This window comes from Streptomyces sp. NPDC091287 (assembly GCF_044768525.1).
Taxonomy (GTDB): domain Bacteria; phylum Actinomycetota; class Actinomycetes; order Streptomycetales; family Streptomycetaceae; genus Streptomyces.
In genome coordinates this window covers 1-12914 of the sequence record NZ_JBIVUV010000033.1, presented here as the reverse complement: position 1 = coordinate 12914, position 12914 = coordinate 1, and the positions used below count along the sequence as shown (strand labels likewise).

The 12914-nt window shown below is 72.7% G+C and carries 10 protein-coding genes; 3 read left to right on the top strand and 7 right to left on the bottom strand.

The genetic code is table 11. The annotated features are described in order from the left end of the window. The first annotated feature begins 39 nt into the window (after positions 1 to 39). Positions 40 to 1251 (top strand): pyridoxal phosphate-dependent aminotransferase, encoded by a 1212-nt coding sequence (locus ACIQRW_RS36755; protein WP_371622846.1) that lies wholly within the window; start codon positions 40 to 42, stop codon positions 1249 to 1251. A 71-nt stretch (positions 1252 to 1322) separates the two neighbouring features. Here ACIQRW_RS36755 and ACIQRW_RS36750 read toward each other — a convergent pair whose 3' ends face one another. The 6 genes from ACIQRW_RS36750 to ACIQRW_RS36725 form a co-directional block, all read right to left on the bottom strand. Next, positions 1323 to 2720, bottom strand: coding sequence for a VWA domain-containing protein (locus ACIQRW_RS36750; protein WP_403769294.1), 1398 nt, complete (start codon positions 2718 to 2720; stop codon positions 1323 to 1325). A 233-nt stretch (positions 2721 to 2953) separates the two neighbouring features. Beyond that, a complete protein-coding gene (locus tag ACIQRW_RS36745; RefSeq protein WP_403769291.1) occupies positions 2954 to 4180 on the bottom strand; it encodes an AAA family ATPase in 1227 nt (408 codons plus the stop codon). Between the two features lie 457 nt (positions 4181 to 4637). Beyond that, complete coding sequence (locus tag ACIQRW_RS36740) at positions 4638 to 5369, bottom strand: hypothetical protein (protein ID WP_403769288.1); 732 nt, start codon at positions 5367 to 5369, stop codon at positions 4638 to 4640. A 43-nt stretch (positions 5370 to 5412) separates the two neighbouring features. Further along, the gene (locus ACIQRW_RS36735; protein ID WP_403769285.1) at positions 5413 to 6765 is read right to left on the bottom strand and encodes an SWIM zinc finger family protein; all 1353 of its coding nucleotides are present in this window, start codon (positions 6763 to 6765) and stop codon (positions 5413 to 5415) included. Further along, a complete protein-coding gene (locus tag ACIQRW_RS36730; RefSeq protein WP_403769282.1) occupies positions 6762 to 9785 on the bottom strand; it encodes a DEAD/DEAH box helicase in 3024 nt (1007 codons plus the stop codon). Before ACIQRW_RS36730 ends, ACIQRW_RS36735 begins: the two co-directional genes overlap by 4 nt. 169 nt (positions 9786 to 9954) lie before the next feature. Next, positions 9955 to 10860 carry a slipin family protein gene (locus ACIQRW_RS36725; protein ID WP_403769279.1) on the bottom strand — a complete coding sequence of 302 codons (906 nt, stop codon included), beginning with the start codon at positions 10858 to 10860 and terminating at the stop codon, positions 9955 to 9957. A 254-nt stretch (positions 10861 to 11114) separates the two neighbouring features. On the opposite strand from ACIQRW_RS36725, the gene ACIQRW_RS36720 reads away from it, so the two are divergent. Continuing rightward, complete coding sequence (locus ACIQRW_RS36720; protein WP_403769275.1) at positions 11115 to 11471, top strand: hypothetical protein; 357 nt, start codon at positions 11115 to 11117, stop codon at positions 11469 to 11471. A 43-nt stretch (positions 11472 to 11514) separates the two neighbouring features. Here the strand turns inward: ACIQRW_RS36720 and ACIQRW_RS36715 are convergent, their stop codons facing one another. Further along, entirely contained in the window at positions 11515 to 12213 is a 699-nt protein-coding gene (locus ACIQRW_RS36715) for a class I SAM-dependent methyltransferase (protein ID WP_403769272.1), read from the bottom strand. 193 nt (positions 12214 to 12406) lie between these two features. Here ACIQRW_RS36715 and ACIQRW_RS36710 point away from each other — a divergent pair, with 193 nt between their 5' ends. Continuing rightward, on the top strand, positions 12407 to 12748 hold the full coding sequence (locus ACIQRW_RS36710) for a DUF6343 family protein (RefSeq protein ID WP_403769269.1): 342 nt from the start codon (positions 12407 to 12409) through the stop codon (positions 12746 to 12748). The last annotated feature ends 166 nt before the right edge of the window (positions 12749 to 12914 follow it).

The following is a 12914-nucleotide window of genomic DNA, read 5'->3' as shown; positions in this document are numbered from 1 at the left end:
GTAAAACCAAGTATCGCAATTCGGCTCGGGAGGCAGCGCATGGAGTTCCGGCAGTCCAGCAAGCTCAACGAGGTCTGCTACGAGATCCGGGGCCCGGTCATCGAGCACGCCAACGCCCTGGAGGAGGCGGGCCACAGCGTGCTCCGGCTCAACACGGGCAACCCCGCGCTCTTCGGCTTCGAGGCTCCCGAGGAGATCGTCCAGGACATGATCCGGATGCTGCCGCAGGCGCACGGCTACACCGATTCGCGCGGCATCCTCTCGGCCCGGCGGGCGGTGGTCCAGCGCTACCAGGCCATGGGCCTGACCGAGATCGGCGTGGACGACGTGTTCCTCGGCAACGGGGTCTCCGAGCTGATCTCCATGGCGGTGCAGGCGCTGCTGGAGGACGGCGACGAGGTGCTGATCCCGGCCCCGGACTTCCCGCTGTGGACGGCGGTGACCACGCTCGCGGGCGGCAAGGCCGTGCACTACGTGTGCGACGAGGAGTCCGACTGGAATCCGGATCTCGCCGACATGGCCGCGAAGATCACCGACCGGACCAGGGCCGTCGTGATCATCAACCCGAACAACCCCACCGGCGCGGTGTATCCGCGCGAGATCCTCGAAGGCATCCTCGATCTGGCCAGGCGGCACGGGCTGATGGTGTTCGCCGACGAGATCTACGACCAGATCCTGTACGACGGGGCCGAGCACCACAGCGCGGCGGTCCTCGCCCCCGACCTGGTCTGCCTCACCTTCAGCGGCCTGTCGAAGACGTACCGGGTGGCCGGCTTCCGGTCCGGCTGGATGGTGGTGTCCGGTCCGCGGCAGCACGCCCGCAACTACCTGGAGGGCCTCACCATGCTGGCCTCCATGCGGCTGTGCCCCAACGCCCCGGCCCAGTACGCCATTCAGGCCGCGCTCGGCGGGCGGCAGTCGATCCGGGAGCTGGTCGCGCCGGGCGGGAGGCTGCACGAGCAGCGCGACCGGGCCTGGGAGCGGCTGAACGAGATCCCCGGCGTCTCGTGCGTGAAGCCGAAGGGCGCGCTGTACGCCTTCCCGCGCATCGATCCGAAGGTGCACCCCATCGTCGACGACGAGAAGTTCGTGCTGGACCTGCTGCTGCGGGAGAAGATCCAGGTGGTGCAGGGCACCGGCTTCAGCTGGCCGCGCCCGGACCACTTCCGCATCCTCACCCTCCCGTACGCCGACGACCTCGACGCGGCGATCAGCCGCATCGGCCGGTTCCTGAACGGATACCGGCAGTGATCCGCCCGCACGGTCCGGCCGGGATCGGATGAGGCCGGATGAGGCCGGATGAGGCCGGATGAGGCCGGGGATCAGATGAGGCGGAAGAGATCCGCGGCGGCCTGGACGTCGGTGAGGTCCTCGATGGAGCGGAGGTTGTCGCACAGCGCGTCCAGGACCGAACCGGCCTCGGCCGCGCCCGGGGCGCCGACGGCGAGGCCGAAGACGCGGAAGCCCAGCACCCGCCTGGCATCGTTCCAGCCACGCATCCATTCCTCGGTGACACCGCACTCGTCGTCGGTGATCATCACGATGTCGCCGCGCGTGGTGGCGGCGTCGTCGAACTCCTCCTCCAGTAGTTCGCGGGCCGTGGTCAGGGGCGTCTGGTAGCTGGTGCCGCCGCCGAGGAAGGTCTCCGCGAAGTCGAGCACCCGCTCGATGCCGACGGGCCGGCCGGCCGGGAAGCGGAAGACCTGGGTCCTGTCCTCGGCGGAGAACAGGATGCCGACGAAGTCGCGCCCGGCATGGCGGGCCTGGTCCAGCAGTGCCAGGGCGCACGCCTTGGACCACGCCTCCCGCGTGACTCCTCCGGGCCCCGCCGCGTACATCGAGTGGGAGGTGTCCACGCACGCGATGACCGCGCCCCGCCCCGTCGGCTGCTCGCCCTGGCTGTCGTAGAGCATCAGCTCCCCGGCGGCGTACCGCGCGGCGAAGACGGCACGCAGCTCGGGCAGGCCGAGGTTGGCCAGCTCGGAGGGGATCAGGCGGGAGAGGTCGTCGCCGAGCGTGACGCCGACCAACTCCCCGGCGGTGCTCTCCACCTTGTGGGCCCGCTCCCCGTCGGCCATCTGCCGGAAGCGGCCGATCAGTTCGGCCCACCGGGCGAGACGACCGGCGCGCAGCCGCTCGGCGAGCCGGGCGCGCCGCGCGTACGGCATCCGCTCCAGCTCGCCGGAGCCCACCCCCCAGGCCCGCATCAGCACGGCTTCTTCCCGCACCGCCTCGGCGGCCCTCGCCGCCGCGTGGTGCGCGGCGGAGCGGAGGCCGGGGACGGCGGCGGCGCCCTGCTCGGCTGCCGAGGCGGCCAGCCGCGCGGCGGTTCCGGTCGCCTCGGCGGCCTCGATCGCCCGGTGGAGGGTGTCGGCCGCCCGGGCCGGTACGGCGCCGTCCGCATCGGCCTCTTCGGCGGCCCGCTGGAGCGCCTCCGCCACGGCGGTCGCCGCACTGTCGGCGTCCTGGCCGGCCTTGGCCGCCCGCTCGGCCCGCCCCTGGGCGTCCTGGGCGCGCTCCAGCATTCCGCGCAGCGCGCCGGACTGGGCGAGGACGGCCATGGCGGCGACGTAGGGGTCGCCGACGGTCTCCCGGCGCAGTGCGGCAGAGTCCGGTGACTCCACCAGCGCGGTCACGATCTGGTGGTTGACCAGCCGCGCGGGGTCCATCTCCGTACGTTCGCGCAGCCGGGGGCCGGCCTTGTAGGCGGCCAGGAACACATCGGCCAGGAGGTCGGCGGCGTGGTCGTGACGCTCGCCCAGCGCCTGGGCCAGCTCGCGCAGCCCTTCGGACTGTTCGCAGGTGTCGCGCCAGGTGAACCGTTCGAACCGGTCCGCGACGACGGCCCCGGTGCACCGCTCGGCCGTGGAGTGGCCCAGCCACGTCCGGGCCCGGCCCGCCAGTTCGTCGAGCGCGGACGGGGGCAGGCCGGTGCCGCTGGTCGCCCCGGCGTTCAGAGCCGGTCCTGGACCATGCTCGCGTCCATGCCGAGCGCCTCGGTGAGGACGCGGGCGCGGACGGCGCGCTGACGGCCGGTGACCCGGTCGATGGCGGCGGTGGAGCGGCCGGCGCCCGCCGCCTCGGCGCGCAGCTTCTCCAGCCGCTTGCCCGCCGTGGCGAGCTTGTTGTGGGCCTTCTTGATGACCCAGTCGCTGAGCGCCTCGCGGGACTGCCCCGCCATGGCGTCGAGCTGGGCCTCCAGCTCGTCGAGGGCGTCGGCCAGGTCGAGCGCCTCCTTGGCGTCGGGGTTGACCAGGTGCAGTACCTCGCGCTCGACGGTGGGGCGCTGGGCCGGGGAGTCCCACAGCACGTGGGTGAGGACGGACAGGTCGGTCTCGGCGACCGCCGGGCGGCCGTCGAGGTACGCGGACGCCTGGAGGAGCCCCACCGCCTGCCGCCAGCGGCGGTCCGAGGCGACGAGCTCCTTGCGGCGCAGGGCCGCCCGCAGCGCACACACGGCGTCCACAATGGCGTCGGGGACGTCCACGGCCGGGACGGATCGGGTCACCGCGTGCTGCAACGCGGCCAGTTCCACGGTGGTACGGACCGGGCCCGCCGGGCGGCTGACGGCGGAGCGGACCAGCGCGGCGAAGTTCGACGGGTCCTCCAGGTATCCGACCTCGATCCGCACCAGCAGCCGGTCGTAGATCGCGGCCGTGTCCTGTCCGGTCGGCAGTTCGTTGCTCGCCGTGATGGCGCCGATCAGTGGGCAGCGAATCGGTTCGCCGCCACTCTCGGGGTGGTAGATCCGCTCGTTGAGGTAGCCCAGGGTCTCGTTCAGCGCCGCCGTGGAGCACTTGAAGATCTCGTCGATGAACGCGACGTGCGCGGTCGTGGCGCGGCCCTCGTACACCTGGCGGTACTCCCCGCGGGCCAGCGCGGCGACGTCGACGGGACCGAACATTCTCGTCGGCGCGGTGAACTTCGACAGGAGGATCTCCCAGTAGGCGGCCCCCTCGACCCTGCCGGTGAGCTCCCGGGCGATCTCGGACTTCGCCGTTCCGGGCGGGCCGAGCACCAGCGAGTGCTGCCCGGCCAGCAGCGCCACCACGAGCGTGCGCACCACGTCGGCCCGCTCGTAGAAGCGGTCCGACACCTCGTCACAGATCGCCCGCAGCCGGGCGGCTGTGGACTGCGCGTCCCCTGCACCTTGCACGTCTGCACCTCGCACGTCCTGCATTGTGCCCTGCGGGCCCCGCGCCCCGGTGGTCGGCTCCGGGTCTCCGCCGCTCCCGGGAACGGGAGCGGGCCCGGAGGCGTAGCCGGCCTCCGGGCCCTGAGTGTGCCGCCCATCGGGCACGCCGGCACGTTTAAGGATCCGGGTCAGTCTGATGTCGTCGCGTCCTGCCTTTGGACCACCGCAGATCGAAGCTCTGCGGGCCGGACTTGAACCGGCATTTCGACGCGCGCGGGCCCGGGCCCGTTCGATCCGGCGATCGGCGGCGAATGCTGAGTCTGGAGCAATAGTCTGAGATTGACGGCGGTCTGCCTCTGCCTGCTTGGGCTACTCCGGCCCGTGCCGGAGGGAGGAGTTGAACCTCCACTGGAACCGCGCCTTCACGACAAGCCTCAGTTTCAGCTTGCGCTCCTCGCGCACCCCGGCCCCCAAGGACGGCGGCCGGGGAATCCATGGTCGGTCACCCGAAGAGGTAACCGAATACCGCATCACCCACCCGCTGGTCGGTGACCTCTGCGCCGTTGGCCTCCTCGCGGGCGAACTTCACGGCCTGCTGGAGCTTCTCGATCCGGTCCAGCATGTCGTTGACGCGTCGCGCCGGAAGCGCCCCGGAGAACTTGACCGTCGTCCAGTACCCGATCGGGATGTCCTCGTAGTACACCTCGACCTGCGCCGGGTGCTTCTCGGTGGCCTCCGCCTTCACGTGGTTGCGGGGCACCTTCTTCGTGCGGACCGTGCGGACCGGTTCGGTCTTCCAGGAGTCGGTCGAGGGGTCCTGCACCCAGGCCTCGGCGGCGTCCAGCACGGGCAGCTTGCGGACGAAGGTGTTGAGGTCGGTCAGCTGCTTCTCCAGGAAGAGCAGATACGACACCGGCACCTCGCTCACCAGCACCCGGCCGTCGACCAGCACATCGGCCCTGGCCGAGCAGTTCGCCCAGTCCTTCGTGGCGGTCACATCGAAGAGCCGGGTCAGGGTGACCGCGGTGTCCCGCAGCACGTCCTCGGCCTTGACCTGGACGAGCGTCGACTCGGGCGGAAGCTGTTCGCCCTCCTCGTCCTTGGGCTGGTAGGTCCGGGAGATCCCGGCCAGCAGTCCGGTCTTCTGGAGGCCGTGATGAGCCGCCGTCAGGTCCTGGTGTGCCTTGGACTTGACGCCCTTCTCCACTGCGATGATCTGATTGAGTTTCGCCACGTCGTGGACGCTAACAGGGGCCACTCTCCCCTGGCCAAAGGTTTTACCGTACGTACAGCGGATCGGTCCCGGAGGTGTCCGGGACGGAGTCGCCGGCCAGCAGGGCGTCGAGGGCGGCCACCGGGTCGGGGTCCGGGGCGGCGCGCGGCCACCAGTCGTCGGCACCGGGATCGGATTCGTAGCCGTACCACCGGTGGTCGTGGCCGAAGCGGAGCTGGAGCGAACCGTCCGGGTGGGTGAGGTGGTTGCGCCAGGGCGTGAAGCGCGGGAAGTCGGCGGCGGCGAGGGCGGGCCTGGCCCGGTCGAAGGGGCCGGCCGGCGGGTCCCAGGGCGTCTCCAGGACCGCGAGGCCCTCGGCATCGCCCTGCCGCCAGGCGGCGACGGCGCGGGCGAGGTCGGTGGTGGTGCGGCCGGTGGCGTAGGCCAGCTCCCGGTAGAGCGCGCGGGTGGTGGCGGTGAGCCCGGCGGTCGGCCGTGCGGCGGCGAGGCGGACCGCGTCCTGCCACGGGGTGAGTCCGGCCAGCGGATCACGGCCGGTGGTCAGCAGGGCGTGGGCGCGGGCGGCGGCGTCGGTGGCGAGGTGGTCCAGGCCCAGCGGGTCGCGGGCGCCGGGCAGATCGGGATACGACGGTGGCTGGCCGGGATGCGGCGGTACGGGCAGGGGTGCCGGGAGCGGGGGCAGGAAGCGGGCGGCGAACGCCTCCCGGGCCCCGACCGACGGGACGGCGGGAGCGGCGGGGCGCTCACGGGCCGAGTGTTCGGCGTTGCGCCGGCCCAGCTCGTCCAACAGCTCGCGCTCGCCCCGTCCCCGCATCAGCAGCAGGACGAACGGGTCGCTGTCGAGCAGCAGGGCCGTCTGGAAGCAGAGGGCGGCGACGTGCTTGCAGGGCCGCCCGTGGTCGGGGCAGGTGCAGCTGGGATCGAGGTCGTCGGCGGCGGGCAGCAGCCGGACACCGGCCTCCTCGGCGGTGTGGGCCAGGGAGTGCGGCATCTCCTTGGCCAGCAGCGCGGACAGATGGCCGGGGTGGGCGGCGACCGCGTCGAGCAGGGTCTCCCAGCCGGGGTCGGTGAAGGTGCGCAGCCGCAGTTCGGCGCGGTAGGGGCGGGCCCGGCTGCCGTGCACGTAGGCGACGACCCGCCCGGGAGTGACGGTGATCGCGGCGACCTGGCCGTCGTCGGCGTACGCACGGCCGCGGTAGGGGCGGGCCTCGTCCGTCGACAGCGACTCCACGGCTTCCACCCAGGCCCGGCCCCACCAACTGCCCGCGAAGGGCTCGCCCTCGGCGGAGGTGCGGGCGGGCACCGCCTCGAAGGTGCGCCGCAGATCGTCCGGCCCGGGCCGGACGCGGGGGGCCGATCTCCGGGCGGCCGGGCCGGTGGTCGGGCGCGGGCTCATGCCGGCCTCCGCAGCGATACGAGGTCGGCGAGGTCACGGTCGCTGAGCTCGGTCAGGGCGCTCTCGCCGCTGCCGAGCACCGCGTCGGCCAGGACCCGCTTGGACTCCAGCAGCTCGGCGATCCGGTCCTCCACCGTGCCCTCCGCGATGATCCGGTGGACCTGCACGGGCTGGGTCTGGCCGATCCGGTACGCCCGGTCGGTGGCCTGCTCCTCCACGGCGGGGTTCCACCAGCGGTCGAAGTGGACGACATGGGCGGCGCGGGTCAGATTCAGCCCGGTGCCGGCCGCCTTGAGGGAGAGCAGGAAGACGGGGACCTCGGCGGACTGGAAGCGGTCCACCATCCGCTCCCGCTCGGCCACCGGCGTACCGCCGTGGAGGAGCTGGGAGGGGATGGCGCGGGTGGCGAGGTGTGCGGAGAGGAGCTTCGCCATCGCCACGTACTGCGTGAAGATCAGGACCGAGCCGTCCTCGGACAGGATCGTGTCGAGCAGTTCGTCGAGAAGGGCGAGCTTGCCGGAGCGGCCCGTGAGCCGGGTCGGCTCCTCCTTCAGATACTGGGCGGGGTGGTTGCAGATCTGCTTGAGCGAGGTCAGCAGCTTCATGACGAGACCCCGGCGGGCGATGCCCTCCGCCGCCTCGATCTGCGCCATCGTCTCGCGGACGGCCGCCTCGTAGAGGGTGGCCTGCTCACGGGTGAGGGAGACGGGGTGGTCGGTCTCCGTCTTGGGCGGCAGCTCGGGGGCGATACCGGGGTCGGACTTCTTGCGCCGCAGGAGGAAGGGCCGCACCAGCCGGGACAGCCGCTCCACCGCCTCCTCGTTGCCCAGGCCCGCGGCGGTGCCGGTGTTCTCCACGATCCGGGCGTGCCGGGCCCGGAACGCCTTGAGCGGGCCGAGCAGTCCGGGTGTGGTCCAGTCGAGGAGCGCCCAGAGCTCGGAGAGGTTGTTCTCGACGGGGGTGCCGGTGAGGGCGACCCGGGCCGGGGCGGGGATGGTGCGCAGCGCCCTGGCCGTGGAGGAGTGCGGATTCTTGACGTGCTGCGCCTCGTCGGCGACGACCAGGCCCCAGCGCTGCTCGGCGAGCTGGGGGGCGCTGGAGCGCATCGTGCCGTAGGTGGTGAGGACGAAGCCGCCGTCCGGGTCGCTCAGGGTGCGGTCCGTGCCGTGGAAGCGGCGCACGGGGACGCCGGGGGCGAAGCGGTTGATCTCGCGGTGCCAGTTGCCGAGGAGGGAGGCGGGGCAGACCACCAGGGTGGGCGAGGGGTGCGCCCGGTGCAGATGGAGGGCGATGAGGGTGATCGTCTTGCCGAGGCCCATGTCGTCGGCGAGGCAGCCGCCAAGACCGAGCGAGGTCATCCGGTCCAGCCAGGCCAGACCGCGCAGTTGGTAGTCGCGCAGCGTCGCGTCGAGGCCGGGCGGGGGCGCGATCGTGGTGTCCTGGCTGAGGATCCGCGTACGGAGGGCGGCCAGCGCCCCGGCGGGGACGGCGTCCACCCGCTCGCCGTCGACCTCCGCACTGCCGGTGAGGGCGACGGCGAGCGCGTCCACCGGATCCAGGAGCCCCAGCTCCCGCTTGCGCGCCTTGCGTACGAGGGCGGGGTCGACGACCACCCACTGGTCGCGCAGCCGCACCACCGGGCGGTGGGCCTCGGCCAGGGTGTCCATCTCGGCCTCGGTCAGCTTCTCCTCCCCCAGGGACAGCTGCCAGTCGAAGGCGAAGAGGTGCTCGGCGTCGAAGAAGGACGTGCCGTCGGTGGCCGATCCGGGCGCGGGCCGCACGACGGCGGTCGCGGTGAGGGAACGGGCCAGCTCGCGCGGCCAGTGCACCTCGACCCCGGCGGCGGCCAGCCGGGATCCCGCGTCGCTCAGCAGCTCGTACAGCTCGTCCTCGGTGATCGCGAGCACATCGGGGACGGGCTGCCCCAGCAGCCGTTCCAGCGGGGCCCAGACGCGGGCGGCGCGGCGCAGCGCGAGCACCGCGTCGACCCGGGCACGCGGCCCGAACGGCTCGCCCGCCGCGCCGTTCCACAGCGCGGCCGCGTCCACCACGTAGGTCGGGTCGGCGAGGCTGTGGACCTGGACGATGGCAGCGGCGGCGTGCCGGACCGCCGGGTCGTCCGGGTGCTCCTCCCGCGCGGATCCCCCGTCGGTCTCCGCCTCCTCGCGGGAGGCCGTGACCGCGTAGGTGTCGGCGGTGTCGAACAGCTCGTACGCGGAGAGGTCCAGGCGCAGCGAGACCCGCACGCCCGCGTCCAGGCCCGAGGCGACCTCCACGGCCCAGGCCGCGGCATGGGGCAGCTGCTGGGCTTCGCGGGCGGCGAACGGCGCGCCCATCGCGAACGCGGCGGCTGGGGTGCGCGGCAGGGTGTCGGCGACGGCGTCCAGGAACGCCCCGATCAGTGCCTCGGGGTCGGGGAGCCGGGGCGGCTCGGAGCCGTGGACGGGCGCCGCGTGCCCCTCGGGCGGCAGGGCGGCGGCGACCGCCCGCAGATGCGCGATGTCCTCGGCGTCCCTCGGGCCCGCCCGCCAGGCGTCGTGACCGTCCGCCGTGAGTCCGGGGAGGAGCCTGCCGCGGGCGACGAGCTGAAGGGCGTGCAGCGCGGCCGCGCCCCAGCAGCGGGTGGCGGGGTGCGCGGAGCCGTGCTGACGTGCCCGGACGAGCAGGGGCAGCGCGTCGGCGACGGACAGCAGCGCCGCGGGCGTCGTGACGGCGCGGACGCTTCCGGGGCCGGCCGCCGGGTCCGCCCGGACGACCGTGAGCCGGGCGGTGGTGTACGGGACGGAGTCGGGGCTGCCGGGGGTCTCCGCGTACGCGAAGGACGTCCCGCTCCGTCCCTGTGCGCCGTCGTCGTGCCACGGATCGGCGTTCGCGAGCGGGTCCCAGAAGGCGATGCGGCCGTCCCTGGGCACCGGGCCGGGCAGAAAGACCGCCGCGCAGCGCAGCAGGCGTCCGGCGTCGGCGGTCCGGGACGTGTCCATGGTGTCCCGCGGCTCGCCCTCCCGGGTCCGTGCCGTCATGTCCGCCCCCCCTCCCACCTGATCCGCGGTCTTTCGTCGCCACGGAATGTGCTGACTCCGCGAGTCTAGGCGGGAGGTCTGACAGCGCGGACGCCCGCCGTATCACCCCAGGTCAGCGGCGACGGAATCGATCGGGCGGGTGCCCCGTTCCGCGCGTGGGCCGCCACGCTCAGTGATGCGCGAACGGCTGTTCCGATGACGACGGTGCGGTCGGGGCGGGGGCGGCGGGAGGTGCGGTCGGGGCGAGGAGGTCGCCAGGTACGGCCGGGGCGGGGGGTACGGCGGATTCGTCGTGCCCCGTCTCCGCCACCGCCGGCTGCTGCGCTCGCTCCAGAAAGCGGAGCAGCTCCACCGGGAAGGGCAGCACCAGCGTGGAGTTCTTCTCCGCCGCGACGGCGACCACGGTCTGCAACAGCCTCAGCTGGAGCGCCGCGGGCTGCGCGGACATCTCGCCGGCCGCCTGCGCCAGCTTCTTCGAGGCCTGGAGCTCCGCGTCGGCGTTGATCACCCTGGCGCGCCGCTCCCGGTCGGCCTCGGCCTGGCGGGCCATGGACCGCTTCATGGTCTCCGGCAGCGAGACGTCCTTGATCTCCACCCGGTCGATCTGCACGCCCCAGCTGACCGCCGGGCTGTCGATCATGACCTCCAGCCCCTGGTTCAGCTTCTCGCGGTTGGACAGCAGATCGTCCAGGTCGCTCTTGCCGATGATCGACCGGAGCGAGGTCTGGGCCATCTGCGAGACGGCGAACCGGTAGTCCTCCACCGCGATGACGGCGTTCGTCGGGTCGACCACCTTGAAGTAGATGACGGCGTCCACGCAGACGGTGACGTTGTCCCGGGTGATGCCGTCCTGGGCGGGCACGGGCATGGTGACGATCTGCATGTTGACCTTGCGCAGCCGGTCGATCCCCGGCACGACCATGGTGAAGCCGGGCAGCCGCACGTCGTCCCGCAGTCGGCCGAGCCGCAGCACCACACCGCGCTCGTACTGCCGGATCACCCGCGCCGCCGAAGCCACGTACAGCGCTCCGGCGCAGACCACCGCCACCAAGGCGATCACCAGTTCCTGAACCATGACGGCCCCCTGGGAGGAAGGGGAGCGAACACCCGCGCGCCCCGTGGAACACCCTTGACGCATAGCACCTTTTATCAATCTATGCCCCATTTGGGCGTATGGGGAACCCTGATCAGTCGCACCGCGGCCCGCCCAATCGGCCGCGCACCGGATGCCTGCCCGCCCCGGGGCGGGCAGGGTGGCCAGCGCCAGCACGTCTTCCCGACGTACCGAATCGCCGGACGAGCACCGGACGAGCAGACGAGGACCCGCCCATGTCCGTGACCGCCACCGTTCCCCGCCGCCGACGCCGCCTCGGGATCGCCGCCGGAGCCTCGCTCCTCGCCCTCGCCGTCTCGGGTTGCTCGGGACTCGGCCGCACCGCCGTGGGCCCGGTGACGTACACGACGGAGCGCGAAGCGGTGCTCCAGGTGAACAGCCCGTCCGTACGCGGCTGCCACCGGATCGCCCCGGCGGGAGCCCGGGAGGTGGAGAACGGGACGCTGGTCGACGTCATCCTCTACCGCACACGGGACTGCACGGGCGACAGGACGACGTACGTGCCGACCAGGTTCAGCGATGTGGCGCCGCAGGGCAGCGGGCCGTGGCGCAGCTACAGCTTCGTGCACTGAGCGACGGGGGCGGGCGCGACGGGGGCCGGCCGACCGCGGCCCCTCAGAGCACGGGCCGGGCCAGCAGCCAGGTGCCGTCGTCGGTGAGGGTGCGGTCCACCGTGAGTCCGGCCGTCGCCAGATGCCGGGCGATGTCCTCGTCGGACAGCTCCCGCGACAGGAAGGTCTGCGTCCAGCGCGCGTCGTCGAAGTGATACTCCGCGCGCACCGAGCGCACACCGTCGCCCACCGGATCCGCGGAGACGATCCGGATCAGACCGCCGGACGGGTCGGTCCGCTCCCACGGCAGCTCCGAGCGGTGGGCCGCCCCCTCGCGCTGGACGAGGACGATCCCGTCGTCCCGCACATGGTCGCGGCAGACGCGCAGCATCCCCTCGCGCACCCGGTGCTCGCCCGCGTGGACCAGGAACGAGCCGAGCAGCACCACGTCGAACCGCTCGCCGCCCAGGTCCAGCGACTCGATGGGGCTGCGCACCCTGCGCGCCCCGACGATCTCCTCCAGCATCTCCGGCGACTCGTCCACCGCCGTCACCCGGAATCCGCGCCGCACCAACGGGTGTGTCACCCGGCCCGCCCCACAGCCCAGTTCGAGGATGCTCGCCCCGGCGGGGGCCACGCCCGCGATCACGTCCGGCTCGTCGCCGACGGACAGCCGTCGATACAGCTCCACCGCGCACCCGTCAGGCGTGATGGCTCCGGGACCGGTCCCCTCGTACCCCTCGCGTACCAGTGATTCGCTCATGAAGGACGAACGAGCCGTCGCCGGGCGAGGTTCCCCGGCCATCACGCCGGGTCAGCGCCGGAGCCCGCAGCGTAGCGGCCCTCTCCGGGCCGCGTTCCTGTTCCTCTCCCGTGCGCCGTGTTCTCTCCCGTGCGCCGTGTTCTGTTCCGTACGCCGCCGGACGGGTCCATGCTGGTGGAGTGAGGTGATCGTCATGCGTACTGGCAGTGAACCCGCGACCGCCCGCAGTCCGCTGCGGATGCGGCTCTGGCTGAGCCTGTGGGGCATGCTCTGGGCCCTCTTCGGTCTGGTGGCGTTCTCCCTGACCGGACGGCCGGGCTGGGCGGCGGCCTGCGCGGTGGTGCTGCTGCTCGCGATCGTGGACCTCTGCGTGATCACGTACCGCATGCGCCAGGGCCCGCACTACCAGCCGAGCCGCGACGTCCCGCCGTACGAGCCGGACCACGGCGACGGCCGTCCACGCCGGCCGGGGACCGGTCCGGACAGCGGCTGGAGGAACGGGGGACCCGCGGGCCCTTCTTCCGGGCGCCCCTAGGTGTATTGATCACGAGCGTTGTTAACGCCGATCGGGCTTGATCATGGCGAAGACCTCCGGTGTGGTGGAGGTGTCTAGGCTCCACACCACACACGGAGGTCTTCGTGTCCCACCGTAATGCCCGGCTGACCGTTCACGGCAGACGGATCCTGGTCGAACGCGTCCT